Origin of the sequence: Bradyrhizobium sp. 190, from assembly GCF_023073415.1 — a bacterium.
Taxonomy (GTDB): domain Bacteria; phylum Pseudomonadota; class Alphaproteobacteria; order Rhizobiales; family Xanthobacteraceae; genus Bradyrhizobium.
In genome coordinates this window covers 291,447-318,444 of record NZ_JADPJL010000005.1, presented here as the reverse complement: position 1 = coordinate 318,444, position 26,998 = coordinate 291,447, and the positions used below count along the sequence as shown (strand labels likewise).

Sequence of the window (26,998 nt, the reverse complement as noted above, 5' to 3'; positions counted from 1 at the left end):
CGCAAACGCTTCGCATTTGTCGCAGGCAATGACGGCGAGGCTCACGCCGGCACCGGCGCAGCAGCCCGTGCCACAGGCATCGGCCGGAACATCATTATGATCAGGAACGCACCGAGCCCCATGATCCACGAGCCTATATAGAGCCAGGCGTAGCTGGCGAACGTATCGTAGATCAAACCGCCGGCGAGCGGCCCTGTCGCCATGCCGAGACTGCCGGCCATGGCGGTGCCGCCGATCACGGTGCCCATCATCCGCAGCGGAAAGTTTTCGCGCACCAAAACAGCATAGAGCGGCATGGTGCCGGCATAGATGAAGCCGAACAGCGCTGCGACCGCATAGAACGCGGCGAGATCGCGCACGAAGACATAACCAAGCGCGCCGAACGCCTGCGCCAGCAAGCCGAACACCAGCACGCGCTTGGCGCCGAAGCGATCGCCGAGCAGGCCGAAGGCGATGCGGCCGCCCATCCCGGCGAGGCCCTCGATGCTGTAGATGGTCACCGCTGCGATCATCGGGATGCCACAACTGATGGCGTAGCTCACAGTGTGGATGATCGGGCCCGAGTGCGTGGCGCAGCAGAAGAAGTTCGTCGCGAGCAGGATGATGAATTGCGGCGAGCGCAGCGCTTGCGCGAGCGTCATGTCCGGTTGCGAAGGATCGCTAGATGGCGCGGACGCCCCACTCTCGAGCGCGGGCGCGCGGCGCACCAGCAATGAGATCGGAATCATGATCGCAGCGACGACGAGCGCAACGATCTGCATCGAGGTCCGCCAGTCATGGTTCGAGACCAACCAGGCGGCAAGCGGCGACATGGTCATCGGCGCCATGCCCATGCCGGCCGAAACCAGCGATACCGCAAGGCTGCGATGCGTATCGAACCAGCCGGTGACGCAGGCCATCATCGGCGCGAAGATCGCAGCGGTGGCGCTGCCGACCATCAGCCCGAAGATGAACTGAAACACGACCAGCGACGTCGCAAGGCTGGCGAGCCCCAGGCTCACCGCCAGCACCACCGAGCCCGTCAGCACCACCGGCAACGGCCCCAGCCGGTCGGACAAGGTGCCCCAGATCATGCTGGTGAAAGCCATGGCGAGAAAGCCGATCGTCATGGCGCTGGATATGCCGGTGACCGACCAGCCGGTATCCCGCGCGATCGGCTGCAAAAAGACCGGCAGCGAAAACATGCCGCCAATCGCGACGCAGCCGAGAAGACCTCCGGCCGCGACGATGACCCAGCGATAGCGAGAATTTTCCATTCCTGATCTCCACTGCAGCTCTCTCTGGGTGGAAGACGAATGGGATGGTCCGGAGCCGACAGGCCAGCGGGCAGGCTGCCTCACTTTTTTGCGAGGGAACGGTGAAGCGGCAAGGCGGGGCTCCTCGCACTTTCTGAACCCGACCGAAACGACCCCCCGCAGGGGAGCACGATCCATCCACCTTCAAAGGCGATTGCATCGGTATCTCAACCTGCAACCCTGGGGATGTCGCGCTCACACCTCGCCTGCGGCGGATTGACCATGCAGACGACATGTCAGCTTTGCTTTGACGCCTCATTAATTCTTCTGGGGCAAAAAACCGGACAACACCAGAGGTTGTATTTCCAGAAGGGAGTAAACAGTCATGCAGATCGGCACCCCGAACTCTTGGAATTTGACGCTGAGGCTACTTCAACCGCCGGCACCGCCTCACCTCGCCTGGTCCAGTCCGACCGCAGAGCAGAATACGGCTGCCACGGGCGCGTCTGCGATCGATCCGGCAGCGGAGAAGACGACCAGCAGCATTGGTCTCTCCCCGGTGGTGCAGGCATTTCTGCTCCGTCTTCAGGAACTCGGAATGACACATGTCAGCGGAACCGACGGCCATGACAGGCTTGCAGGGTGGAGCAAGAGCCTCGTTGACGGCGGTGACGGCAACGATACGGTCGATGTCTGGTCGGACAGCGTGGTCGACAGCGGCGCTGGCCACGACTCGATCCGGGCCTGGTCCGGATCCGGCGTCTACGGCGGGGCTGGAAATGACCAGATTGATATTTGGTCGGACAGTGCGGTGGACGGCGGTGATGGCGATGACTCCATACGCGCCTGGTCCAACACTGTTGTCCTCGGCGGCAACGGCAACGATTCCATCGATGCGTGGTCCGACAGTCAGGTCGACGGCGGCGCCGGCAACGATGTGATCAGCGCATGGGCCAATAGCCGCGTGAGCGGTGGCGAGGGCGATGATTGGATCTCCGCAGCGAGCAACGGCTTCGCCGACGGTGGCTCCGGCAACGACACGCTTACGGTTGTCAGCTCTGTCGTCTCCGGCGGCGCGGGGGATGACACGATTTACGACAAGCACGCCTCCACGGTCTTGTTCTCGGCCGGAGACGGCAAGGACACGGTTTACGCCGGTCGCGACTCCACCATCAGACTTGAAGAGGGATTGACGGCTGACAAGATGCAGGTCGAGGTTTCCGGCAGCACGGCCACGATTTCCTTCGGCGATGGATCAGATCAGATCACGCTTCATCTTCGCTATGACTCTCCCGTGACCGTGGCGTTTGCAGACGGAACGACGACGGAGATCAAAGACAATAGGCCCATGATCCGCCTGATGGGGGCTCCCGAGGTGCGCCGCCTGGCATAGGCTGCGCAACGCTCCGCTCAATGCCGAATTGCAGGATGCCGTTGAAGCGGCTGAACGCACCGCACAGCTCGACGTGATGAGACGAGGTGGTGGATTGTGCCCGTCGGGCCGCGCTTTGCACGGACCGGTTGGGCCAATCCACCCTTCGATCCGAGATCAAAAGATGAGGGATCGATGGGCGGCCACGCCGGCCATGCTTCCGTCCGATACGGCGAGCGCGATCGATCCGGCGGCGCGCGCAACGTCGCCGCAGGCAAATACTTGGGGAACCGACGTTTGCTGCTGTTCGTCAACCCCGATGAATTTTCCTAGCGGCCCATCCTTCAAATCGCAGCCAAGCTGTTCGGCAATCGGCCCTGGCATGGTGCGGCCGAGCGTGAAGATGCCGGCGAAATCAATCGTGCGGCCATTTGCGAGTTCAACGGTCGGGCGCTGACCGAATATCCGCCGGACGCGCCCCTCCTCCACCGAGACGCCCCGCCCGGCCAGAGCTGACCGTTGCGTTTCGTCGGGGATAAAGCTGTCGTTGATCAGAAGCGTGGTTGGCCCCCAGTCGGGCAGCATCATTGCATGATGCATGGAGAGCGTACTGGTGGCCAGGACGCCAATCGGGCCGCGTTCGAGTTCGTAACCGTGACAATAAGGGCAGTGGAAGATCGACGTGCCCCACCCATCGGCGAGACCCGGGATGTCGGGCAGGATATCGGCGACGCCACCGGCAATGATCAACCGCTCGCCATGGAAGGTGTCGTTGTGCGTCTCGACGTAAAACCCCTGCTCCGTGCGTCCCGCCTTTGACGCGTATCCCTTCAGGGTTGCGACGGTGACATAGCGCGACAACTGGCTTGTCGCTTCGGCGATGATCTCGTCCGGCGCCACGCCATCGCGGCCCAGAAAACCGTGAGAGGCCGATGCAAAGCGATTGCGCCGCTCTCCCGCATCGATGACGAGCACGGTCCGGCGCGCCCGTCCCAGTTGAAGCGCCGCCGACAGGCCGGCGAAACTGCCGCCAACAATGATGGCATCAAAGTGCATGCTGATCTCCCGTCACTACTCGTAACTGTTACTAGTACAATATTCGGAAATGCGTCAATAATTTGTCACTGTGTCTGTTGCGATAACGGGTGAAGCGGTCTAGGCTGCAATGACATCAAGCGAGGTACCGCCGTGAGTAAGGACACCCGGCTCGCCCGCGTCGCTCATGTCCTGGTTCACATGAGCTTCAACGAGGGCACAGCAACATCCGAGACGATCGCCGCGATGCTTGACACCAACCCGGTCGTCGTCCGACGGATCATGGGTGCGCTCCGTGAAGGCGGCTATGTATCTTCCGAGCGGGGGCCGAAAGGCGGATGGCGGCTCGAGCGGCCGCTTCACAAGATCACGTTTCTGAATATCTACAAGGCGTTCGAGCCGGGATCGCCCTTCACGATCGCAACCAGCGACGATCATCCCAAATGCGTTGTCGAACGTTCCGCCAACCGCGCTTTATCACTCGCATTGTCCGAAGCCGCAGCCCGCTTTGAGCAAGCGCTTTCGAAAATTACGCTCGACCAGTTGCTGCCTGGCTCGTAGGGCGAGTCATGGACGTTACTGGCGTCGAAAGATCATGCCGCCGTGATGGAGGGTTTGTTCATCGACGAATTTGCCGTCAGCGGTAAAGCCGGTATCATCCCAATAGTCGATGTGATTGCCTTTAATCTCATAGCGCCCTTGATAGGCGCTCTTGCGTGTTCCGCGGGCTTCGTCGTAGCGACCGTTCGGAAGAAGCTCATGGCGAATGTGGCCACCATCGGTCACCCACATGCCAACGTAGGTATGCTGCGTCATTTCTTTCTCCATGGACTGCCGTTCGGGTTTGCTGCCTGCCGACACCTCGTTTGAAGCGACCGCCATCGATGGTCCGATGATATAAAGCGATCCCAGCAGCAGGGCATATGTCGTGATTGGTCGATGCTTCATCTTGTTTTTCTCCAGTGATCGGCTGATGTGTCACTGCTGAAGCGCGGGGACGCGCCGCAGGACATCGTCGTAAGGGACGAGGTCGAGGAAGGCCGTTACCTCCGTCGCCTTTCCGTCGTGCATGCGAAAGATCCAGGCATAACTGTTGCTGTAATCCTTGCCGTCGCGGGCTACGCCGCTGCCTTCCCACTGAGCGATCACATGATCGCCATCGGCCCAGACCCGTACGGCAGTCGGGCGGACGAAAGTGGACAATCTCGTCGCGAATGGGCGGACCGCCCGCTCCAGGAAGGACTCGCGACCCTGGAACTCACCGGCGCTTGCGCTCGATCCTTTGATCCTCCAGACGACATTCTCGGCGAGCACGTCGTTGAAGAAGGACGTTCCACCGGCTGCCCAGCGATGAAAAGCTTCGGTGACGACTTGCTTGTTGTTATATTCCGTCGTGCTCGACTGTCCGCAAGGGGCAGCCGTGGTCAGGCTGGAAGCGCTGAACATTGCGGCACACATGCACCATGCGAGTGCGCGATTTGCCATGGCTCTCATAAATTTCTCCTTTCCTGCTCTACTTCCCTTTTCCCGGCAGCGATGGGTCGGCACGACTCTCGCCGACGCATTGCGTTGACTGACTTTCAATTCCGCCGGGCGACGGATGCGCCGCCGAAGATGAGCTGCTGAACCATGGGACGCCCCATGAAGCGGACGGGAAAGATCGGATCCGGCGCGCTCGCCTGATTGAGCCGATCGACATGCTCAGGCGAAAGTGCGACCCCGAGGGCGCCGAGATTGTCTTTCGCCTGGGCCAATGTGCGCGCGCCCATGACAGGCGACGTGACCGCTGAATTCGCGAGCGTCCAGGCGATCGCTACCTGGGACGGGGTCGCGCCGATCTCTTCGGCTACCGCACGCACGACCTCAGCAACTTCGATCGACCGCTCATTGAGATGGCCGGACGACGCAATGACACCCCTGCGCGTCGATGAAATGCTTGCGTCGCGCGAGTCCGCGACATCGGACCGGGCATACTTGCCGGTCAGCACGCCACCACCAAGCGGCGACCAGGGCAGCACGCCCATACCGAGCGCGGCTGCCATTGGAATGAGCTCATGCTCGACCGTGCGCTCGATCAGGCTGTACTCGATCTGGAGCGCCACGAAGGGTGACCAGCCGCGCATATCGGCTGACGTCTGCATCTGGGAGATGCGCCAGGCTGGCGTATTGCAGATGCCGACGTAGTGGATTTTCCCCGAACGCACGAGATCATCGAGCCCGCGCATCACCTCATCAGGCTGTGTGGTCATGTCCCAGCCGTGCAGGTAGAACAGGTCGATGCGGTCGGTGTTGAGCTGCCGCAGACTCTGCTCCACCGAACGCAACATATTGAGCCGGTGGTTGCCACCCGAGTTCGGATTGCCCGGCTCGCGCGCCATGGTGAATTTGGTCGCGAGCACGATGCGGTCGCGCTTGTCCTTGATGAACTCGCCGACGATGCGCTCAGAGGCGCCATCGGTGTAGTTCACGGCCGTATCGACGAAGTTGCCGCCATGATCGACGTAGAGATCGAATATCCGACGCGCCTCGCCCGCATCGGCGCCCCACCCCCAGTCCTGTCCGAAGGTCATCGTGCCGAGCGCGATTGGGGATACCCGCAGGCCGGACCGGCCGAGCAGACGGTAATGTTCGAGAGACTTCATGGCCTGCACCTCCACCTCATGTCGAAGGCAGACGTACGGTACGGCGACACGCAAAACAATTTGTCCAATCGTGACCAGCTTGGTAAGATTTGCTAACCAATGACGGTGGATCTAAATCTTGTTTCCGTTTTCCTGGCGGTCGCAGAAGCGAAGAGCTTTCGCGGCGCTGCCGAGCGGCTGGGCGTAACCCGATCCGCGGTGAGCCAGGCCATTCGACGCATGGAAGACCGGATGGAGGTAGCCCTCGTCCAGCGGACGACGCGCAGCGTCAGCCTCACAGAGGCCGGCGTGCAACTGCACCAGCGTGTCGCGCCAGCCGTCGCAGAAGTCGAACTTGCACTCGATACCGCGCAGGATCGGGACGCCAAGCCAACGGGGCAGCTACGGCTTGCCGTTTCCTCGATCGCCGAGCGTTTCATCTGCGGACCACTGCTTGCGAGCTTTGCGCATGCTCATCCGGGGGTGCAGGTCGATATCACCGTTACCGATGAGGAATTCGATATCGTAGCTGAGGGCTATGATGCAGGCGTTCGGCTCGGCGAAGTCATCGAGCAGGACATGATTGCCGTGCCGGTCTCAGGCGATCAGCGCCAGATGGTCGTGGCCGCACCGTCCTACCTGGAGCGTTTCGGAGCGCCATCTCACCCGGCCGAGCTTTCGCAGCACTGCTGCATTGGCTGGCGCCCGGCTCCGGAGGTGGCGCCCTATCGCTGGGAGTTCGAGCAAGACGGCCGCGAATTCGACGTCGCGGTGAACGCCCGGATCACGACCAATGACATGTGGGTCATGGTACGGACCGCCTGTGCCGGAGGCGGCCTGACGTTCGGCATGGAGGAGACTTTCAGGCCGTATATTGAGCGAGGCGAGCTGGTGCCGCTTCTGGAGCAGTACTGCCCACCCTTTAAAGGCTTCTTCCTCTATTTCGCGGACCGCCGAAATCTTCCGCCCAAGCTGCGCGCGCTGATCGACCATGTGCGATATCGCCCAGCGTCAGGCCGGCGAAAGAGATAGTGTTTGAGGCCCGCGGACCGCTCTTGCTCGTCCTGGCGGGCGCACCGCGGCCAGCGCTCTTCACCGGCGCGCCAGGTGCTTCTCATAACGCCAGATTTCTAGATCGAATGGGCCGTCAGCGGTGTCGAGGCGGTTGACCATCGTTCTGGCGAGATGCCATCCGCTCTTCTCGTAAAATCTGGCCGCGCGCGCGTTGCCGATCGCGCAAGCCAACCAGGCCGTTTCTATGCCGCGCGCCGACAATTGCACTTCCGCGTCCGCCATGAGCGCGGCGGCTATTCCGGCGCCGCGCGCTTCCGACGCCACGTAGAACTGGTAGAGTTCATCGCCCTTCAGCATCGCGAACCCCAGTGGCGTACCTGGCGGCCCGATGACCCGGACATCGGCAAGCGCGGCAGCCATACGTTCGGCGAAGCTGGCGCGCGTGTGTGCACGCGCCAGCACAGGCGGCAGGATCGCGGCATGGGCATCCTGCCAGCCGTCGTACCAGAGGCGCGCGAGCGCGCCGGTCTCGGAGGGGTCGGCCGGCCTTGCTGTCATGGCAGGATCATACCCCACAGGAGGCACCTTGACTTTGCCTCATCTGAGGCATATCTTTGCCTCAACTGATCGCGAGGACTTCATGAGCTATCAGGCTGCAACCGCCGCCGAACTGCTCGGCGTGAAACCGAAGAACACCGAAACGACGCTGACGCTGGCCTACTCCGTCGAGAAGGGCCTGCCGGTCTCGGCGCTGGACAAATTCGCCGGCCGTGTCAGCCCGAACGATGTCCGCCGCTTCACCTATCGGGTCGTGCCCAAGCCGACGCTCGAACGCCGGCGCAAGCACAAGCAGCTTTTGACCAGCGAGGAAAGCGACCGCCTCGCGCGCGTCGCCAAAGTGTTCGCCTTCGGGATCGATGTCTTCCGTGACGAAGCCAAGGTTCGCGCCTTTCTCGAACGGCCGCACCCGATGCTGGACGACAACGCGCCGCTCGAAGTGGCGCTGGCGACCGGCCCCGGCGCCGATGCGGTGATCAACCTGATGGGCCGGGCGGCGTATAGCGGCGGCGTATGAGCGTTCAGAAGAGCGACCGCGTTCTGAAATGCTATCGCATCGGGGACCCGGACGGTGCCTTCCCGGTCTATGACGCCGAGGGCGCCCGCCTCTATCCCGGCCGCTGGAACACGCATACGAGCCCGCTGATCTACAGCTCCGAACACTATTCCACCGCGCTGCTGGAAAAGCTGGTGCACACCAACCTGGTGATGCCCGCCAACCAGCACTTCATCGAGATCACGATTCCAAATGGCGTCTCGTATGAAATTTTCCAGACCGCGGCGCATCCCGGCTGGGACTCGCGGAATGAGACGATCTGCAAGACTTTCGGCCAGCAATGGTACGAGGAGAAGCGTTCGGCGCTCCTGATCGTCCCCTCGATCCCGGCGCGGCTGGAGCGCAACTTTCTGATCAACCCGGCTCACTCCGACGCCAAGGGCATCACGCATACCCTGCCCGAGCCGGTGTGGTGGGATGAGCGGCTTTACGGGCATGGTTAGCTCGTGGGGTGCAAGTGCCAAAGCGTAACAGATCATGCCCGTCCGTTCGATCATCCGTTACCCCGACCCTCGGCTAGCGCTCCCGGCGCAGCCCGTCACCGTGTTTGACGATGTGCTGCGGGAACTGGCGAGAGACCTCCTGGAGACCATGCACGCCGCGCCGGGGATCGGGATCACCGCGCCGCACATCGGCATCTCCCAGCGGGTCGTGGTGCTCGACCTCGACGCAACCGAGGGCGCACGGACCTACGTCAATCCGGAGATCATCTGGGCATCGCCCGAGATGATCCTGCATCAGGAGGGCAGCGTCTCGATGCCCGGGGTCAACGACGAGCTAAGTCGTCATGCGCGGATCCGGATCAGCTATCAGGACGTCCACGGCAACCTGCAGACCGAGGAGTCGCAGGGACTGCGCGCGGTCTGTCACCAGCATGAGATCGATCAGCTCAACGGCCTGTTCTGGATCAAGCGGCTGTCCCGCCTCAAGCGCGAGCGGCTGATCAAGCGGTTCGAGAAGACGTCGCGCAGTTGAGATGAATGCGCCCCTCCGTTAAGATTACGTCTTAACTAATAATTAATTATGCCTTTGCGGGCACAAAGGGCTCGGCTTAGCGTCATAGGAATGCTGCTCAGTAACCTACGAATGGGTGAGTGCCATGACTTATAGAACGACGTTTATCGCCTCTCTCAGTGTAGTCGCGCTTGGCCTTGCCGCGAGCGAGGCATTTGCCGATCCGGGCGTAGCGCGCGGTGCAGGTGCAGGGATTGCTCCGGCGCGCCCGGCTTTCCCGTCATTCCCCCGATCGATGCATCATCACCATCACCGGGGCGGCGGCTTTTGGGCCGGAGGCCCGGGGGTCTTCTATGGTCTAGCACCGGATGCGGTCAACGAACCGGTGGTAGTGGCTCCGCCGCTAAAGCAGTCAGACGATCTCCGTTACACGTGCGTGTATGATATTCCCTGGGACTACGTGCATCGTTGTCCGCAGTTTCGGTAGTAGTTTCGGAACATGGTGTGCCCTACGAGCTGGGCCCGACCTTCCGGCCCGAAACGCCCGTCGCACAGCCGAAGAAGTATTTTGAGAACTCCACCTCAAGCCCGTGGCTGCGCAACGTAGCCGCGATCTCAGCAGCGCTGCCGAAGTTGGTGCTGTAGGTGCCGATCATCGCAAAATCCTGCGCGCCGCGAAGCAGGATGCGCGCGACGAGCGGCAGAACCAGCTTGAGATGAAGCAGGTATAGCGGCCGCAGCCACCACCCTTTCGGGTCCGACGCCTCGATCATCGAGAAGACGCCGCCGGGTTTCAGCACGCGCGCGATCAGGGCGGCCAGGCGTGCATGCTGTTCGGGATTGAATGTCTTCAATCCGAAGGTGGAGATGACGAAGTCCGCGCTCTCCGACGGCAGATCGCTTGCCAGCACGTCGTCCTCGATGAATTCGATCCGGTGGGCACGGTGGGCGTGAAGCCGTTCCATGGCGCGGCGATGCATGCCGGAGGAGATATCGACTGCGGTGATTGATCCAATATCGCCAAAGCGCTTCAAGAGATGCGGCCAGACCTCGCCGGTCCCCGCCATCAGATCGTAGCCGCGCGCGCCGCCGGCCCCAGGCGCCGGCATCGCCGCTACGCATTGCTGTCGCCAGCACTCGGTGAAACCGAACGAGCAGATCAGGCTGAAGGTGATGTACCTGTCCGAGCAGCGATCGAAGACGGCCTTCACGAATTGCGGGTCGTAGATATCGGTCATTCCGCTGCTTATGCCCCCACTCCCATTCGATCATCCAGGCGCATCATAGCTATTGTTTGTCCCCGTGAGGAAGGCCGCGCGCTCCAAGACCCGGCCGCGCACCGGTGGCGCAGGCCTGCTCGACGCAGCGGCTCGCCCGGAGGATGTTCTGCTCGCCGAACATCGGCCCCACGATTTGCAACCCGATTGGCAGCCCCTCAACAAATCCGCAAGGCATCGAGGCCGCAGGTTGGCGGGTGAGATTGAACGGCCACGTCAACGGCGTCCAATCGAACCATTGCGGAAAGCGCGTGGTGTCGGGCGTGTCGACGCCGGCAGCGAACGCGGTGATGGGAACGGTCGGGGTCAGCAGCAGATCGTAATCCTGATGAAACAACTGCATCTTCTGGCTCAGCGCGCGCATCTCGGCATAGGCAGCCTGCAATTCGCTCGCGGAAATATTTTGGGCTGATATGACCAGCCGGAGCAGGCCCGGATCGAGCGCCGCCAATTGCGCGCCATCGAAATCACGCACCAATGCGGCATGCGATGCGCCCCAGATCACTTCCAGCGCCGGCTGCGCACCGGAAAGATCGAGGGAAACACTTTGCACGTCAGCACCGACCTTCACCAGCGCGTCGATGGCCGGCTGCATGCCCGCCACGACGGCAGGATCGGCGACCGGGAAGCCGAGATCGGGCGACCATGCGATCCGCATCCCCGCCACGCCACTGTCGAGGCCGTCGAGATAATCGATGCCGCGATAGGGAATGGCGAAGGAATCACGCGCGTCCGGTCGCGTGAACACGTTCAACATCAAGGCGCTGTCAGCAACATCGCGCGACAGGCCGCCATAGACCGCGAGCGTGCCCATCGGGCCCGGGAAATTCGGCACTACGCCGTAGCTCGGCTTCAATCCAAACACGCCGCTGAACGCCGCCGGGATGCGGATGGAGCCGCCGCCATCGCCGCCGGTAGCCAGGGATACGACGCCGGCAGCCACCAATGCGGCCGAGCCGCCGCTGGAGCCGCCGGGCGTGCGGGAAACATCCCAGGGATTACGCGTGATGCCGGTCAGCGGGCCGTGCGTGATGCCCTTCCATCCGAATTCGGGCGTGGCTGTCTTGCAGAAGAACACCGCGCCAGCCTCACGCAGGCGGGCGACGCCGGGCGTATCCTCCGCGCTCGGCACAGCTAGCGTCGCATGCGAGCCGATACGCGTCGGCCAGCCAGCAACATGCGCCGTGTCCTTGATGGCGACAGGCACGCCGTCGAGCGGTCCGAGCGGTGCACCGCGACGCCAGCGCTCCGCCGACTCTGCGGCAAGGCGCCGACCCTGCGCTTCATCCAGCAGGCAGATGGCGTTGAGAGCCGGATTGACCGTGTGCAGTTGCGCCAGGGTGGCTTCCAGCACATCAACCGGCGACAAGTCGCCTTTGGCGAAGCGCCGCTCCATCTCGCGGGCGGAAAGCCAGTTCAAATCGTCAGACATGACGCCCGATCCGAAAATGTGGTGAAGCCTTCGAACATTCCGTCGAACATGCCACGACCGGCAGCGGGCCGCAGCCCCTCGACCAGAATGGCAGATCTGCGTGCGATCGTTCATGCAAGGCAAGGCCTAGATTCAAGATTTCAACGGCGTGGGGCATGGGTCCGCTCTCTCGCGGCGGGATACGCCCGAGCTTTGTGCAATTTTTCACCCTCCTCGTTACGTAGAGGGCGCAGGGAAGACCGGGTGCTTGCTGCACCCGCGGTCTCGCGTGCGATTTGCGCAAAACAAAAATGCACACGAGCATACAGGGCAGCGGGAACACTCCGGCCTTCCCTGCGCAATGGCTTTACGGCTTACTTCGTGCTCTTCCCGGAGAACGGCTCTTTTGCCTCCGTCACCCCCGAGAAGCTTCGCTTCTCTAGGACTTAGCGCCAGCACCGCGGCGCCCGAACCACACGACTTCGCCGTACGCGTCCGGCGCGTACGTCTATCGCGCCCTCAGCGTCCACCGCATCTCACCGCGCGTTCGTGACGATCGCGAAGCGCCCCTCATCTGCCGTGAGACGGGCGGAGTTATGCGGCTGATTTGGGCGAGAACGAAAGCAGAATATTTTTGATTCCTGGGATTGACACGATTTCGGAAAATCAGAAGTGATTTGCTTGTCGTGCAGCTTGTCGCACTCGATGAGCCGAATTCGTCATTGCGAGCGAAGCGACGCAGTCCATAGCGCCGCTGGCGCATGCTTGATGTGGCGCCAAGCAACGAGTGACCGTAATTCGAGCCTCTCCAAAAACTACCGTCGGCATGCTTGGCTTCTCGCCTACCCAGCAGGCCTCAGCAACACGCAGATATCGTCTCGAGGCGTCATGATGGTCGTGCGCACTTTCGCCCGAGTGATACTGACGCGGAAGTTCTGACGCGCCTGCGCCATGGGACCGTCGTGCACATTGCCGGTCACGATTCGATCGGGATTTGCCACGATCTCGCGCCTAACCCTCTTTGGCCATCCCTCGAAGACGATGACCTCGTCAAACTGCTTTCCCTTCGCCTTGTGCATATTCATCACGACGACGCCAGACTCCGGCTTATGCGCCATTGCGAAATGCTCCTGGACGAAGGACTGCCGCGTGATCGTAAGGGCATTGCGATATCCGCCCGTATCACGCCAATCTTGGGCGAGCCCCTGACGCAGTTGGGTCCCGCGCTCAAGCAGCCGCACGTTACGAACCTCCTTCGCCACATCATTCAGCCGCGAACAGGCGCCTGCCTCGAGAACTGCACGCATCGCCATCCAGTCAGCGTCTGGGTCCCCTATCAGCGCCAACGCCGCCGAGGCTTGGTGAACAGCGAAGGTACTCTTGAGAACGCTGTTGCCAGGCGTTGGCCGACCGGCTGCGAGACACTCGTTCCACTTTGCCAAAGCCGTTCGGAACCGAGATGCCTCATCTATATCACCCTTACTCGGGGTCGCACCTCCACGGCCGTGGAAATAACTGCAGAGTAGCTCGATGAACTCGTCGAAGCAGCCGGGGTGCGCCCGCTGTTGCAGCAGGAAGGCTACGATTTCCGCCGCCAGGATAGGCCCTTCCATGTCAACTGCGGCAGTATGCGCGATCGGCGGCACGTTGCCGAAAGGCTCGCGCAACACGTCCGAAACCAGTCGGGTCATCCGCTTGGTCGGCACCAGTATAGCTAGCGACCAGTCTCGTCGACCGCCCTCAATGAGGCGCTTCCGAGCCTGGAGCACCTGCCCAACCAATGACGCATAGGCCTGGTTGGGATTGGACTCGAACGCTTCGAATCCGATGCCCTGATATTCATTCTGCCGGAATTTCCCGATCAGAATGTCGTTGCCGAAGAGCGCAATCTCCGTCCCCCTACTCCTATGATTGTCGCCGGCAAGGTCGTGGACCGATGGGGCGAACGCCGCCTGGAAGTGATTTAGCCTCTCCGGGTCGGCACCGATAAAATCGAAGATACGCTGCTCCGGATCGGCAAGGGCGATCAGGGTGCTGCTCGCACCAAGCGCCTGCACCACTCGCCATTGATCGGCGGTGGTGTCCTGAAACTCATCCAGGATGATATACGGATATATGGTTGAAATGAGCGAGCGGACCTTGTTGGAGCCATGCAGCAAGATCGCCACGCGGTCCGCAAACAGGTCAAAACAGACCTTGCCTTCCTCAATAGCTAGCCGAGTGCGCTCAGCCTCCTCACGCGCCCGCTTCTCCGCCTTTTCCTCCTCCGTGAGCTTCGAGGCTGGCTTGTAGCCGCTGCGCACCGCAGACAAGGCGATTGCCTCGTTTGAAGGCGTCAGGATCGTCATACGTCGCGGAAAGCCGACAAGGTAGCCATGCGTCTTCAGGATACGCCAGAAGAGGGAATGATAGGTATCTACCTCGATCCTCTGCCTCTCCTCCCGCGTGATCGCACGTTCTTCATCGATCGCCTCCAAGACGCGCGAGACGGTCGCGCGTGCGAAACTCAGGAATAGGATTCTCTGACCTGACGCCAATGCCTCACGCGCGATCTTGGCAGCCTTTAGGATCGACACAGTGGTCTTTCCCGAGCCGGGGCCGCCGGTTACGAGTTGATGTCCGCCGGCCTGAATGACTTCCTTCTGCGCTTCGGTTAGGTCCACCATGACATCGTCGTCTAACTGACAGGCACTACGACTGGGGCCGCGCCGGCCCAAGGAAATGGCGGTGGCGGCGGCAGCGGCAGTGGATCGCAAAGAGCCCTGAGAGTGATGCAAGTCTCGCGTATCCACACAGGAATCTCCGCCTCAGAGCACTGAGTCAGAAACTCGGCGATCCCCCAATTCCCTTTCGACCACCCGAAATACTCCGTCAACGCCGCAATGGCCTGTGCCTTCGGATCCGGGTATTTCGCCAGCAGATGCGGCGGCCACTCAAGCTGATTAGCGAACCGCTCGAGCGCGGCCTGCGTGGTATTCTTGAGAATCAGATCCTCGATGCCCTTCTCCCCGTGCATGAAGAGGCGTTCAACCTGAGCCTCGATAGCCGCCTTAGCCGGGTCGGTCTGCTTGTCGCACAGAGCAAAGGTTCGCTTGCCGAGGCTCTTGTAAAGAGATGCGAGGTCCGCGATCTGTGTCTCGGTGCCGGCGTCAATCACGCACACACCCAAAGCCTCCAACGATGCGTAGGTGGCGGGATTTAGTTCCGACAATCGGCGAGCAGCTACCGGAAACGAGGTCGCCTCCGTCGCCCCTTCCGCAATCAGTACGCGACGCGACAGTAGCCCCTCGCAGAACCGGGTACGAAATTCCTGTCGGTAACGCTTGTGCTTGACGCTCTCCGGCAGTTCGATCTTAGCTTGGCTAAGTTCTCCATCGTCTGACCGCGAGAGGATGACGGTTTCGTCGAGTTTGAACTCCTCAAGCACATAAGGAGAATGCGAGGTGAAGAGCGACTGAGCTGAAAGCTTCCGTAGCTCATGTACAATTCGCTTTTGTGCGTATGGGGGAATCGCCGTTTCAGCTTCTTCCATGGCGAAAATGACGTTCTGCTTGTCCTCTGCGATCTGAGACAGCATCGCGAGGACCAGCATGTTTATCGTGCCCGTACCCTGACGAAAGAACGGCGCGGCATGATCGCCAGTGCCCGTGGCGATGAAGGCGGTCACCACCTTACGAAGATGCTCGCGCGTCAGGTTTGATACCTTGAGGTGTGGCTTCACGCCCCACTCGCGCGGGACGTATTTCTTCAGGGACTTGTCGATGCTGTCGAGAACACCGGATATGCCAAGCGTAGGATCGCTCGCTACATCAAGGCCGGCGAGCGTTCCAATCGTTCCCTCCCACATCTGCGGCCGGATTTCCTTCAGCCGCAGGATAATGTCGAGCAGGCTGCCGTGTTCGAGACTGAGCGCCCGAGATCCCGTCCTCAGCGACCTCAGGAAGAGGAAACCGCAGTGCTGCTTGTCCTTCTTCGAGAATGGCGTTGGCCTTTCTTCTTCTGATAGACTGCGCGTGAAGTAGGTATTGCCAACGAAATCATCCTCTTCAGGATCATACTCCCCGATAAACGTGATCCGCAACGCCGCTTTGATCTCGACAACATCCACACCGGCCGGATTCGCCTCTTCGTAGAACAACCCGGTGCTCGTATTTAGCCACTCGACGTTGGCTCCAAAACGCGCCTGCTGTTCGGACGACAGGTCGATGATCGTCACCTCAACGGTGATCTTGGGCGCTGTGGCAGGCGCGGCACCTTCGGGTGCCTCCGCACTCTCGACCGGCAGATATTTTCCTTGATAGAAGTCATGCTCATCAACGGGCGGCCGGCGGCTCAGCCGATCCGGCCCAAGAGCGAGATCGATCGCTTCGAACACCGACGATTTGCCGGTGTTGTTGTCTCCGATCAGTACGGCGTGATCAGGCAGCACCAGCTTGGTAGAGCGGATTCCTCGGAAATTTTCGATCGTCACGGAAAATATTTTCACCGCATTCCCCCGGCCTCGTCATTTTGTTCGAAATCGTCATTGGCAATCGGTCGAGAAACCTCGTTAAATTTCTACGAGAATAGCTGGCCACCAAATATCAGAAGTCGTACCATGAAACAGCAAAGAATTATTGGATAATCGACGACTATCCCCATCCCTCCTTCGAAGTAAAAGCACTTGCGCTGAGGTCTCGATGAGCAACGCTGGAGGAAACCGCGTTCTGGTTGTCGGAGGTACACGGGGTGCCGGGTGCCTGATCGCCCGGCTGCTGCACGAACGAGGCTATGACTTTCGCGTGCTGGCTCGCGATCCTGCCAGAGCTTCTGCCGAGCTGGGCTCCGCGTTTGAGGTGGTCGCCGGAGACCTCACGAAAGCGGACACGCTCCCACCTGTATTGCGAGATGCGGATCACATCATCTTCACCGCCGGCGCGCCGAGCGGACGTTACGCCTCGAAGAACCTCGTCAAGACGACAGACTACGACGGAGTCATCGATACGCTCGCGGCAGCGCGAAGCGCCGGGTTCCGGGGTCGCTTCGTCTATCTGAACTCGATCGGTATCAAGACGCACTCACTGGCGGGTTTCCTGATCAACCTGCTCAAGCGGAATACGCTGGTTTGGCGTCGACGCGTCGAAGAAAAAATCCGCAGTAGCGGCTTGGACTACACGATTATCCGCGTCGGCTTCCTCCTCGACCGGCCGGGCGGCGAGCGTGCGGTCAATGTCAGCCAGGGCACCCTACCCCTGGCGTTTCGCAACCGCATTGCCCGCGCAGATGTTGCCGAAGCGTTCGTTGAAGCGATGCAGCATCCTCGCGCGTCACGCGCGACATTCGAAATCGTGTGGGGCAAAGGTCTGCGGCGGGGGAGCTGGAGCGCCCTTCTCGAGAACCTCAAGCCTGATTAGGCCCGATGGGCCAAAATCACTCCCATTCAATCGTCTCTGGCGGCTTGCTCGTCACATCAGACACCACGCGATTAACGCCCTTCACCTCATTGATGATCCGCGTCGCGGTTTCGCCGAGGAATTTCATGTCGAAGGGATAGAAGTCCGCCGTCGTGGAGGTCACCGCGCGCAAGCCCACGACGTATTCATAGGTGCGGCCATCGCCCATCACGCCGACGGTCTTCACCGGCAGCAACACGGCGAAGGCTTGCCAGATCTGGTCGTAGAGGCCGGCTTTGCGGATCTGGTCGATATAGACCGCATCCGCATTGCGGAGGATGTCGAGCTTTTCCTTGGTGATGTCGCCGGGGCAGCGGATGGCGAGGCCGGGACCCGGGAGCGGATGGCGGCCGACGAAGATTTCGGGCAATCCACAGCGCCCCTTGCGGTGGCGGCCGTGGATTGCGTGCGGGCAGGAATAGAACGCAGCTTTGGGGCACTGTCTTCAGCTAGTCTAGTGCACCTCCCGTGATTCCCGTTCCCGCTCGTCGAGCCCCGCGATCGCCACGCTGGGTGACAGTCCGAACATGCTGCTGAAGACGCGCGAAAGATGGGCGGTATCGGCGAAGCCGGCATCCATCGCTGCCGTCCGCACCAGCTCGCGCTCGGCCATTCTCACCGCAGCATGCTGCAGTGCCGACCACAGCTTGAACCGGCGAAATGTCAGCCCCGTCGCCGCCTTGAAGCAGCGGAGCGCCCGCGTCCGCTCCATGCCGAGGCATCGTACCAGCTCGTCTTGCGACACGCGCCGCATTGGATCGGCCTGCATCGCCCGTACGATCTCCACCACCTTCGCCGGAAGCGGATTGGTCGCGAACGCGAGCCTTTCCCGCAATTCCTCTGTCGCGCAGGAATCGCCACCAATTGATCGGCGCGCCAGCTGTTCCAAATTGCCTTTCAGCGCGACGGCCAGCGGGGCCTCGAACGGAAATGTCAGTCCGTTGAGGTAGACGACATCAGCACCTCGCCTGGCGAGCCGAACGCTGTGCACGATCCCCGGCCGGACGAGCAGGACGTCACCCGTGACGCTCACGCCTGCATGCTCGACCGTGATCGGCCCCGCCCGCCCCGCCAGCACCGCCATGACAACATTCGGATGCGCCGCGAGGCGTGAGACCCCGATGGGCAATATCGTGCTGGTGAAAGGCGTTTCCGCAGACGGCATGGCTCCCTACTATCGGCAACTCTGTGGTTTGGCGCAAATCCTCAAGCGGCACGATATGGCCGGCGTCGGATGCATCCAGCGCTTCCTAGCTAGCGCTGGATCCCGGCCCGGGCGAACGCGGCCTGCGCTTCACCCCCGTTCATATAGACGTCCTTGCGCGCCACCTCGCCGCGGGAATTGACCGTCACGACATCGAGCATCTCGACCTTGGCCGTGAACGGCGCGCCGCCCGGCTCCTTGAGTGCAAGGACCATTGTCCATTCGAAGACCCAGTGATCGTCGCCGTAGAGTCTGCGGCCCATCTCGAACGAAAAGTCGAACTTTTCGAACGTATCAATGCAGCGCTGCCGCAAGGCCTCCCGCCCGTGGACGGCGTCGGACCCGTCATGGACATGGAAGACCGTGTCTTCTGAATGGAGCGAGGCGATCAGGTCCGGGCTCCTGGTCTCCCAGCCGACATGATAGCGTTCGAACACATCGCGAAGCGGAGTTGCGTGTTTTGCAAGTGCTGTGGCTGTCATTGGTTTTCCTCCCTTTGGTGGGGAAGAAAACTAGCGCGTGTGTGAGTTTTCGCGTTGAACAAACGTGCGGCCGAGGTATCGGCTGACGCCAACTGGACCCGATCAATCCAGGAGAATCCACTTTCTCATGATGATAGTCTGGTCGGACGCCACACCCGATGCCTGGATTCGGTGGCCGACCAACTCTTCCAGGGTCTGGTCAACCCCGAAAGCCGGGCCGTCCTGGGTCTGCAACACGTAGGTATTTCCCTCGGTCGTTCGAAGGGTGACAGCCGTGCGTTCGCTCTTGGAGCCAGGAGCTACTGTCTCCATTCGCACATCGCCTTCAAGATCGACCCGTGCCACGCCCATGTCATCGACTGACATAGGTCCTCAGAGACGAAATTGCAATGTCATCACCCTCACGAAGGGAGTGGGCGACCACAATGCGGACTTCTGGCACGTCGTCCTCATTCTTTCTGGTCTCGATTGCGACTGTCACCAGGGGTTCAGCCGCCATCGACTTGATGGAACTCATGAATGCTTTGCCGCCCGAAACCCGATAGCTTGCAACGTCCGGATTCTCCAATCCTCGTTGGCCCGCGAGTTCTCGAACCTTCGCCAGCAGGGTGGCATGTCCAGGGAGACGGCTCCTCGCGGTGACACGCTTCCCTACCATCGACGCCGATTCCATGACCGATTGACCGTTGCTGGCAAGAGCCAATCGGACCGCCTTGCGTTGGGTCGTCGTATCGACAGCCCCAACGGCCAAATTGGCTGCTACATGTTCTGGCGGAGAGCAAGGATGGAGCCCCGCGTCACCAAGCAAGATAAACTGGCCGATAGTTTTCAGGTTTGCCGGGTCGGACATCCGTTCGCGCTGAACGAAGTCCTGCCTGGCTTGGAGGAACGCGCGACCCAACGACTGCCCCTTGAGCAAGTTGATCCAGAAAAACTGAGTCAGCAGGTCGGCAGCACCGAGCGCAGCCGCCGGGCCGTAGGAGATGTTGGTGCTGCCGACGAATCCAATTGCACCGTTCCCAAGGTAGCTGAGGCAAATTGGCTGGCCGCGTCCGGCAAGAACGTGATCGTAAAGCTCTGCGCCGTAGCAGCACTCGGCAGTCACGATGGTATCGGGCTGTATATTGCCTGCCAGCTTCGAGCTCTCCATTGAAACCGACACTATCCGCTCCTTTTCGCCGAAGAACTTCGGTTGGAGCGCTCGACCATGGCAGTTGATGAAATGCGCCCGGTTCGCCAAGTCAATGTCGATGCCGGTATGGGTTGCCGGCGGCGCGAGCTTGAGCGCGCTGAAATTGCCGAATGCCTGGTTTAGACTCATCCGCGTAGAAGCCGTCCAGACATCGGCCGAAATGGCGAAATACGATTTGTAATCGTCAGCGGATCGAGATGCGTGCGCGCTGGATTGGTCCAGCAACTTTGTCACGAAATCCGGGTCGTTGGCTCCGGTAGGCCCCGGAAGTCGAGATACTACTCTCGCAGCACCAAGAAAATCCTTTATGCTGCGGCTAAAGGGGGCCGACGAAGCGTATGGAAGATCACTGGGCACGCGGGGGTCCCCATCTTGAGGCGTTGGGTTGTCCAGGCTGACGTGTGGCACAATGTCCGGGCCACCGAGGAGTACCAGATAAGCAGGTTCGAATTTGCTCGCGATCGCATCGATCGCCTTCTTGGCTTCGACCTCGTCCTGGGAATTCACGACGACTTCTCCGACACCAGTCATGTCGTCAGGCTGATCAATGTAGATCCGGCCGGTCTCGATCCCCCGCTGACTATCCGCAACGGCGAGGCGCGAGACAGCGGCGTCGATCCTCGCAACACCGTCTGCAGTGTATTTGCCGATCAGCGCACTTTTATTGGAAACAATGATCTTATCCATGCTTGCAAAACTCGAAATAGCGCGCTCGATTGTGATACGCGGCGAGTTGTTGATCGTAACTCGTCCTTTGGGACCATCCAGTCGAACGCGAAGAGCTGAAGCGGATGCCTCGGCTCATTACCTCCGCGGGGCCGGGGCAGAAATTTCAGCCCCGACCCGGTACAGACTTGGCGTCCGGCAAACGCACCCGTGCTCAAACGACGGCGCGGCCTCATCACACCTGCGGTATGAGATCGATCAACTCTGCAATGCGCGTGCAATCTTCGCCCCGACAGCCCGTCGTAGGGCAGACCTTGGAGATGTTGCAGGTGCCGTTCGAGACATAGTCTGCCTCTCCGCGCACCAAAATGCCTTCCACCACTCCATTCGCGTCGAACACCGGCGACCCCGAATTTCCCCCATAGGTATCCAGGTTCGCCACGAAGAAAGCGGTCGGCGTATTGTCTCTAACGTTGGCGCCGTCGGCAAACTTGACAGGCAGGCCGGATGGATGCCCGATCACGGAGACCGGCGCGATATCCCCAATCCTGGCCGTCCGCCGAACCTTGAGAACAGTGCGGTCAGTCACGGGCCGGTCCAGCTGGATCAGACCCCAGTCTGGCCCGCTGGCCTGCTCGGCGCGGCCCACGACGAGCTTTCCGCGGTAGATGTCCTTGTTCGGGATGCGCGTCACGGGAGTTTCTTTGTCCTCCATTCGAAAGCCGAAGACGAAGAGTGTTGTCGTGACATTTCCGGCGTTAACGCAATGGCCGGCCGTCGCGATGAGATCGACGCCAACAAGAAAGCCCGAGCAAAAGGCGCCTACTGGCTGATCGAAAAATCGCTCTTTTGGACACAATCCCTGCGCTTCACCGAGAGACCGGGTTCGCAGCGTCGATGTGCCATCACCATTGTCGACGACATCGGCGTCGGAGAAGAGAGCTGCGACCGAATTGGCGAGCTCGCGAACCTTGGCATCGGACTTGAATTCGAAAAAATCCTTTCGATCGTCCACACCGTAGATGACCTTTTCCTGGGAGCGCAGCTCTTCCACGAGTACGCCGGTGGGGACGGATTCGAGGGGAGGTGCTGCACCAGCGTCGAGGCGCGTCATCGATTTGGCTGCCGACTTGGCCCTCGCATGCAACTCGGTCTTGATGCCAGACATTGAAATTCCCGCTAAACTCGAATGCTCTGTCATGGTTATCTCCTTGGTAAAAAAGTCGCGCTATGCTTAGATTCTTGCCACACTATTTCTGTCCGCCAGCGGCGAACGTTGCAGACCGTCGATGGCGAGGTCCGAAGGGGTGAGTGATGTGATGTCCGGTGCGAACGAAGAATTTTGCCGGGCTCTCGACGCGGGCAATATCGCGACCGCGAAAGCCGTCCTTATTGGAGTGGTATCCGCCCATGAATCGATGCAAACAGACAAGGATCCGAACTTCGTCAACGCAATAAAGCACTTAGAGGACTGGCTGATGCAATGTGGATGTATTGAGCACGTCACGCGCTCAAGCGGCTTGTTAAAATCGCAGCCTCCGCAAAAATTGCTCATACTGACCGCCAAGGCCCCTGGAGCGGGCCGAATATTTCACCTAAAGCTACGTCTTGGAAATCACATGGAAATCGAAGCATTCGAAGGTTGATGCAATCATGGCGCCTGGTTGGCTCACGCCAATCTCCCGATCGGCACAGGTGGTCAAATCGCGATCCTTAAAGCGGCCGAAATAGGTAAAAAATAACGAGCTATCGGGCTCAGCGAACTTCTTGAGTTCGTCCGTGGCGATCACCATAGAAAACTCTATGATAGCGCGTCCCGGCACCAGCACAAGCACCGGTTGATAAAATCTCTGAGTGCTTTGGTCGCACAGAGGCCCCGCCGGTTGAAGCTCGGTTCTTTTTGTCAACGACCTGACTTACCCACGGGGCCTCGGTTGCCGTAGGCCGTTTAATTATCTGATCCTACCGGCAGCATATTAGACCTGCTGGTCTTGTAGCCCTACTCACCACTCGATCGTCCCCGGCGGCTTGCTCGTCACGTCATACACCACCCGGTTCACCCCCTTCACCTCGTTGATGATCCGCGTCGCGGTTTCGCCGAGGAATTTCATGTCGAAGGGATAGAAGTCGGCGGTCATGCCGCAGGACGCGACGTCGTTCACGCAGACGGTAAGCGACGAAGCGATCCAGAGCTTTTCCGAAAGACGTGGAGTTCGGCCGCCCGCCGTCACCCTTTCGCAGCGAAAGCAAGGAACGAGCGAATGATCTCGCGCTTTTCTTCCGACAATCCAGCAAGGAGACCCTCGTCCAGATGACCCTCTCGAATGAGACGGGCAAAGACAAGAGGAAGTTGCGAGTACCGATAATCGAATGATTCATCGATCTCCCGCCGTTGCTGACGGAGATAGTTTTCGATCTCCCACATCTCTGATGGCGTCGATGCAGCGTTAGCCCTTCGCTTGAATTCGGCCATTACCTTGGCGAGCGCCGATTCCAACGCGGTGTCGAAAGCCCTGCGCGCGATCTTCTTTTCAGACGGAGACCATTTAACATCATGGAACACCGCGGACCTCCATCCAAGATGTTGGCGAAACTACGCCTCGTCACGCTATCTTGCCGCGCAAGCCGTCCGCAAGTGCAGAAAGTGCATTGGCAAGTTGTCTCGCGGTTTCCGGTGGCGGCAGCGGCATTTTGAGACTTTGCGCGCCAGTTGCCGGATCGCGCTCGATCCAGGGATGCGCCGGAGCGTCGGGAGTGCTAGCCGCCGCCAGAGCGGCGACGAACTGCGCCCCGACCTGAGCCAAGGCCTGCCACGGATCCGCTCCCGCATCGCGCATCGGTTCCGTCGCTCCATTCGAACGTGCGACCGCCGTCGTGCCGGCACCAACGTCGGCATCCACGCTCACATGTTCCGTGGATGTGACATCGTCGGCCACGGCGATACTTCCAACTTCCTCGGCCGGTGTCACCGGTTCGCCCTCACCCATGCTTCCAGTGACGCTTTCCACGTCCTTCGTGAATCGGTTGAGACGCGAACCGCCAAGCGAAATCTCGCCACCGCCGCCGTCGAGAATTCCCGCCGACAACGAGCGCTTGAACGCCAGCACCGAAAGCATGCCCTCCTCGATGGTGCCCTTTGCCACGAAATTGATGACCCACACCGGCCGCGTCTGGCCTATGCGATGGATGCGTGCGATGCGCTGTTCGAGGATTGCCGGATTCCACGGCAAGTCCATATTCACCAAGGTCGAAGCATGCTGCAGATTGAGGCCCGTGCTGCCGGCATCGGTGGACAGGAACACGCGGCAAGCGGGGTCGTCGCGAAATCGCTCGATCAGTGCTGGCCGCTTGTCCGACGGCACACCGCCGTGGAAGCTGACATAGCCCAGTCTGCGCGCTTCGAGACGTCGGATGACGATGTCATGGGTCCGCGTCCATTGCGAAAACACCACCGCTGGCCTCGGGTCGGCGAGCAAACCATCGAGCAGTGCCGCCAATTCGTCGGCCTTGACGCCGTGGTCGGTCTCCTGGTCCAGCAGATAGGTGCTGTTGCACGACATCCGCATGTTCTGCAGGGCATTCATCAAAAATCAGAATTGATTTGCCCATCACGCCGGCTTGTCGCACTCGATGAGCCAAATTCGTCATTGCGTGGTGCCAGACGGCCAAGATCGTCAGGACGTTTCGAACAAAGGCGGACAAGGCCCTCGGCGCAACCCTTCTCAGGGGCGTTGTAGGGATTCCAGGCAGCAGCCGCACGAAAGCCGCTAGCGAGCACCAATATCAGGAATCACCTGTTGATATGGCTGATCGAAGTCAATCATGATCCGACCAGGTATATTGTTTATCTCCAAGTTCCTGATCAGGAAGGCGCGACTTCCAAGGTGATCTCCGTATTCATTCTTTGTCGTCTTCCAATCCGCAAACTGGCAGTAGCTCGGGATGGAAAGTGTGCACCGATCTAACGGCGGATTTTTTTGGGAGAATCCGAGAGGGTGCCAGTCCCCCGAGAGAGCTCCGATGTACGCTTTCGCTGAATAGCTATCGCTGCAGTGAATTTCACGAGCCAATTCACAATAGCGCGGGTAGTTCTCCCTAAAGCTAACCAATCGATAGGACGGGATACCGGATCCCTCCAAGCCTCTCATTTGCGGATCATTGAGGGCGCCTGTCCCATCCAAGAGCTTCTTGTTGAGTTGGACTTGTACCGCCTTGCGGGTTTCGACTTCTCGAACCACTTGCAAAAGCCCCCGAGCGTTCGCCGGAAATAGGGGCGTCCTGCCAATCGACCGTAGAGGAAAGATTACCGCGGATACTCGCACAACATTCTTTGTGCTCTGACCAACCTTTGCTAGCGCGTCGACTACTTTATACCCAACCAGTTCATCGTAAGCGGCAACGAACGAATATAGCTGATCTGTAGGCCCAAGAGTGGTCAGCCGATTGATCGCGAGGGCTGGCTCTTGACTAGGATCGTAGGAAATTAGCCGAATGACATAGTTCACTTCGGCGTTGTCTTCCAAGTTTTTTAGCACCTGTTCGGTGTCCATTTTCCTTAGCGTGTTCTTGTCCACGCTTATGAGGGCGCCACTGGTTGGCCCAGCAGCGGCAAAGAGCGCGGCTCCCAAGCTTATCGCAGCTACGTACTTCGTATTCGCCTTCCAAAAGGCCAGCATGCCAGCCACGGCCAGAAGTGCGAAGCCAAAGATCGTCAGCACGGTGCTCGCAGTTGAGGCTGTAAACAGTTGAAATACTCTGGCGATGAAATCGCTAAGTGCGCTGATGTCCATGTGAAACTCCCCAAAGGCAGTTGCAAAGCGAAGCCGCGCACTTTCGTGAGCGGACAGTCCAATCGGGGGCGATATGTATTTGGTGTCGGTGGTGTAGGCCGCTTCCCGCTCTCGCGGGGGTTGGCTACAACTTATCGTTTCAACTGTCGCATAGAGCGTGTTCCAGCGCTGTGATCTAGTTCACAAGTCGTCTGCGTGCCAATTTTGGACATGCGCCTCGAATGTCGCACCTGCGCTGGAAGGCTTGGTATAAGCTCGCGCTGGCGCACGCTCCTCACGATGCGAGCATGCGGTGGATTACGCCTTCGGCTAATCCACCCTACAAGCGAACCTCAAACGCTCCAGTTTGAAGGGTTCAGACCAACGTGAAGCGCGGGCGAACGGTCATTGCGGAAGTGACAGCGAGGTGATTTCCACCTTGCAGAAGCGGGCGAAAGCCAGGACCTCATCGAGACGGTCACCCAGGTCGTCTTCGCCCCCGCCGAGATGGGCCCGCAGCGCCGTCTCCATGACAGGCCGATGCTGATGCGGCTGCGGCAGGCGTTCAAGCGTCCATCGGGCAGCGGCATGCTTGGAAGCGATTTCGCCTGTACAGGCGCTGAACCAGATGCGGGCAAGCGTAAGAACGATGTTCCTCTCGTCACCGCGGAGATCGTCCTCGCAATTCCACAGGGACAATGTTTCGTGCAGCGCGCGGCGAAAGTCAGCCGGCGGCACAGGATCGAAAAGATCGGACGCGCCGGGTCCCTTCAAGGCGACACTGTGCCTACGCAGCTTTGTCAGCAGGATCGCAAGATCACGATCTTCGATGGGAGGTTCGACGATCCCCCGTTTCACGTCGCCGCGCAGCCACTCGCCGAATTGCAGTTCACGCCTTGGGGGATAGCGCCATGGCACCACTTCGGCTTTGACGACGACTGTCACTTCCAGTGGGCGCAGCAGCGTGCCACCCTCCAGCGCCCCCGACACCGCCAGCAAGCCCGTCATGAGCGAGGCGCGCGCGGCAGGTGAAAGCGCGGCATAGACGGTAACCAGCAGATCGATGTCGCTATGCGGCTTCAGCCCGCCATCGACGGCAGAGCCGAACAGATGGATAGCATGAACCTGGCCGCCGAGATGCCGCGCGATGACCGCAAGCGCCTGCTGTAGCTGCTCAGCGATTTTGTCGGGAACAGCAGGCATAGGGCTCATGGAAACGC

General features: G+C 60.3%; 28 protein-coding genes and 1 pseudogene. 7 read left to right on the top strand and 22 right to left on the bottom strand.

What is annotated here, in order from left to right:
- Positions 1–41: 41 nt before the first annotated feature.
- Positions 42–1,256: an MFS transporter gene (locus IVB22_RS02685; protein WP_247515758.1), complete on the bottom strand. Its 1,215-nt coding sequence runs from the start codon at positions 1,254–1,256 to the stop codon at positions 42–44.
- A 364-nt stretch (positions 1,257–1,620) separates the two neighbouring features.
- Here IVB22_RS02685 and IVB22_RS02680 point away from each other — a divergent pair, with 364 nt between their 5' ends.
- Entirely contained in the window at positions 1,621–2,628 is a 1,008-nt protein-coding gene (locus IVB22_RS02680) for a calcium-binding protein (RefSeq protein WP_247515757.1), read from the top strand.
- Between the two features lie 156 nt (positions 2,629–2,784).
- On the opposite strand, the gene IVB22_RS02675 is transcribed toward IVB22_RS02680, so the two are convergent.
- On the bottom strand, positions 2,785–3,663 hold the full coding sequence (locus IVB22_RS02675; protein WP_247515756.1) for an NAD(P)/FAD-dependent oxidoreductase: 879 nt from the start codon (positions 3,661–3,663) through the stop codon (positions 2,785–2,787).
- A 132-nt stretch (positions 3,664–3,795) separates the two neighbouring features.
- Here IVB22_RS02675 and IVB22_RS02670 point away from each other — a divergent pair, with 132 nt between their 5' ends.
- Positions 3,796–4,203 (top strand): Rrf2 family transcriptional regulator, encoded by a 408-nt coding sequence (locus IVB22_RS02670; protein ID WP_247515755.1) that lies wholly within the window; start codon positions 3,796–3,798, stop codon positions 4,201–4,203.
- Positions 4,204–4,218: 15 nt separating this feature from the next.
- Here IVB22_RS02670 and IVB22_RS02665 read toward each other — a convergent pair whose 3' ends face one another.
- From IVB22_RS02665 to IVB22_RS02655, 3 genes are all read right to left on the bottom strand, one after another.
- On the bottom strand, positions 4,219–4,590 hold the full coding sequence (locus IVB22_RS02665) for an Atu4866 domain-containing protein (protein WP_374207444.1): 372 nt from the start codon (positions 4,588–4,590) through the stop codon (positions 4,219–4,221).
- Positions 4,591–4,620: 30 nt separating this feature from the next.
- Positions 4,621–5,136 carry a nuclear transport factor 2 family protein gene (locus IVB22_RS02660; protein WP_247515754.1) on the bottom strand — a complete coding sequence of 172 codons (516 nt, stop codon included), beginning with the start codon at positions 5,134–5,136 and terminating at the stop codon, positions 4,621–4,623.
- Between the two features lie 86 nt (positions 5,137–5,222).
- A complete protein-coding gene (locus tag IVB22_RS02655; RefSeq protein WP_247515753.1) occupies positions 5,223–6,284 on the bottom strand; it encodes an aldo/keto reductase in 1,062 nt (353 codons plus the stop codon).
- 99 nt (positions 6,285–6,383) lie between these two features.
- On the opposite strand from IVB22_RS02655, the gene IVB22_RS02650 reads away from it, so the two are divergent.
- On the top strand, positions 6,384–7,295 hold the full coding sequence (locus IVB22_RS02650) for a LysR family transcriptional regulator (RefSeq protein ID WP_247515752.1): 912 nt from the start codon (positions 6,384–6,386) through the stop codon (positions 7,293–7,295).
- A 60-nt stretch (positions 7,296–7,355) separates the two neighbouring features.
- On the opposite strand, the gene IVB22_RS02645 is transcribed toward IVB22_RS02650, so the two are convergent.
- Entirely contained in the window at positions 7,356–7,835 is a 480-nt protein-coding gene (locus IVB22_RS02645) for a GNAT family N-acetyltransferase (protein ID WP_247515751.1), read from the bottom strand.
- A gap of 82 nt (positions 7,836–7,917) precedes the next feature.
- Between IVB22_RS02645 and IVB22_RS02640 the strand changes: the two genes are divergently transcribed.
- Genes IVB22_RS02640 through IVB22_RS02630 form a run of 3 tightly spaced genes read left to right on the top strand, consistent with a single transcriptional unit; the run spans position 7,918 to position 9,366 of the window.
- Positions 7,918–8,352 carry an antitoxin Xre-like helix-turn-helix domain-containing protein gene (locus IVB22_RS02640; RefSeq protein ID WP_247515750.1) on the top strand — a complete coding sequence of 145 codons (435 nt, stop codon included), beginning with the start codon at positions 7,918–7,920 and terminating at the stop codon, positions 8,350–8,352.
- Entirely contained in the window at positions 8,349–8,834 is a 486-nt protein-coding gene (locus tag IVB22_RS02635; protein ID WP_247515749.1) for an RES family NAD+ phosphorylase, read from the top strand. The genes IVB22_RS02640 and IVB22_RS02635 overlap by 4 nt, the downstream gene beginning before the upstream one ends.
- Positions 8,835–8,868: 34 nt before the next feature.
- Positions 8,869–9,366: a peptide deformylase gene (locus tag IVB22_RS02630; protein ID WP_247515748.1), complete on the top strand. Its 498-nt coding sequence runs from the start codon at positions 8,869–8,871 to the stop codon at positions 9,364–9,366.
- Positions 9,367–9,854: 488 nt separating this feature from the next.
- Here IVB22_RS02630 and IVB22_RS02625 read toward each other — a convergent pair whose 3' ends face one another.
- The 4 genes from IVB22_RS02625 to IVB22_RS02610 form a co-directional block, all read right to left on the bottom strand.
- Positions 9,855–10,583 (bottom strand): class I SAM-dependent methyltransferase, encoded by a 729-nt coding sequence (locus IVB22_RS02625; RefSeq protein WP_247515747.1) that lies wholly within the window; start codon positions 10,581–10,583, stop codon positions 9,855–9,857.
- 49 nt (positions 10,584–10,632) lie between these two features.
- A complete protein-coding gene (locus IVB22_RS02620) occupies positions 10,633–12,054 on the bottom strand; it encodes an amidase (RefSeq protein WP_256467370.1) in 1,422 nt (473 codons plus the stop codon).
- An 821-nt stretch (positions 12,055–12,875) separates the two neighbouring features.
- A complete protein-coding gene (locus IVB22_RS02615) occupies positions 12,876–14,699 on the bottom strand; it encodes a UvrD-helicase domain-containing protein (protein WP_247515746.1) in 1,824 nt (607 codons plus the stop codon).
- Positions 14,700–14,710: 11 nt separating this feature from the next.
- Complete coding sequence (locus IVB22_RS02610; RefSeq protein WP_247515745.1) at positions 14,711–16,519, bottom strand: ATP-dependent endonuclease; 1,809 nt, start codon at positions 16,517–16,519, stop codon at positions 14,711–14,713.
- Positions 16,520–16,712: 193 nt separating this feature from the next.
- On the opposite strand from IVB22_RS02610, the gene IVB22_RS02605 reads away from it, so the two are divergent.
- Positions 16,713–17,426, top strand: coding sequence for an SDR family oxidoreductase (locus IVB22_RS02605; RefSeq protein ID WP_247515744.1), 714 nt, complete (start codon positions 16,713–16,715; stop codon positions 17,424–17,426).
- 16 nt (positions 17,427–17,442) lie between these two features.
- On the opposite strand, the pseudogene IVB22_RS02600 reads toward IVB22_RS02605, so the two are convergent.
- The 12 genes and pseudogenes from IVB22_RS02600 to IVB22_RS02545 all read right to left on the bottom strand — a co-directional run.
- A pseudogene (locus IVB22_RS02600) lies at positions 17,443–17,838 on the bottom strand (GMP synthase (glutamine-hydrolyzing)); the annotation flags it as partial.
- 81 nt (positions 17,839–17,919) lie between these two features.
- On the bottom strand, positions 17,920–18,549 hold the full coding sequence (locus IVB22_RS02595; RefSeq protein ID WP_247515743.1) for an AraC family transcriptional regulator: 630 nt from the start codon (positions 18,547–18,549) through the stop codon (positions 17,920–17,922).
- Between the two features lie 170 nt (positions 18,550–18,719).
- Positions 18,720–19,151, bottom strand: a complete 432-nt coding sequence (locus IVB22_RS02590) for a nuclear transport factor 2 family protein (RefSeq protein ID WP_247515742.1) — start codon at positions 19,149–19,151, stop codon at positions 18,720–18,722.
- A gap of 102 nt (positions 19,152–19,253) precedes the next feature.
- Complete coding sequence (locus IVB22_RS02585) at positions 19,254–19,517, bottom strand: hypothetical protein (protein WP_247515741.1); 264 nt, start codon at positions 19,515–19,517, stop codon at positions 19,254–19,256.
- Positions 19,504–21,030: a C25 family cysteine peptidase gene (locus tag IVB22_RS02580; RefSeq protein ID WP_247515740.1), complete on the bottom strand. Its 1,527-nt coding sequence runs from the start codon at positions 21,028–21,030 to the stop codon at positions 19,504–19,506. The genes IVB22_RS02585 and IVB22_RS02580 overlap by 14 nt, the downstream gene beginning before the upstream one ends.
- Before the next feature lie 214 nt (positions 21,031–21,244).
- The gene (locus tag IVB22_RS02575; RefSeq protein ID WP_247515739.1) at positions 21,245–22,210 is read right to left on the bottom strand and encodes a serine protease; all 966 of its coding nucleotides are present in this window, start codon (positions 22,208–22,210) and stop codon (positions 21,245–21,247) included.
- A gap of 400 nt (positions 22,211–22,610) precedes the next feature.
- Positions 22,611–22,802, bottom strand: a complete 192-nt coding sequence (locus IVB22_RS02570) for a hypothetical protein (RefSeq protein WP_247515738.1) — start codon at positions 22,800–22,802, stop codon at positions 22,611–22,613.
- A gap of 210 nt (positions 22,803–23,012) precedes the next feature.
- Complete coding sequence (locus IVB22_RS41820) at positions 23,013–23,240, bottom strand: hypothetical protein (RefSeq protein ID WP_374207442.1); 228 nt, start codon at positions 23,238–23,240, stop codon at positions 23,013–23,015.
- Complete coding sequence (locus IVB22_RS02560) at positions 23,237–23,572, bottom strand: hypothetical protein (protein ID WP_247515737.1); 336 nt, start codon at positions 23,570–23,572, stop codon at positions 23,237–23,239. The genes IVB22_RS41820 and IVB22_RS02560 overlap by 4 nt, the downstream gene beginning before the upstream one ends.
- A gap of 40 nt (positions 23,573–23,612) precedes the next feature.
- A complete protein-coding gene (locus IVB22_RS02555) occupies positions 23,613–24,593 on the bottom strand; it encodes a DEAD/DEAH box helicase (RefSeq protein WP_247515736.1) in 981 nt (326 codons plus the stop codon).
- A 183-nt stretch (positions 24,594–24,776) separates the two neighbouring features.
- Positions 24,777–25,799 (bottom strand): hypothetical protein, encoded by a 1,023-nt coding sequence (locus IVB22_RS02550; protein WP_247515735.1) that lies wholly within the window; start codon positions 25,797–25,799, stop codon positions 24,777–24,779.
- Positions 25,800–26,183: 384 nt separating this feature from the next.
- A complete protein-coding gene (locus tag IVB22_RS02545; RefSeq protein ID WP_247515960.1) occupies positions 26,184–26,981 on the bottom strand; it encodes an aminoglycoside adenylyltransferase family protein in 798 nt (265 codons plus the stop codon).
- Between the last annotated feature and the right edge of the window lie 17 nt (positions 26,982–26,998).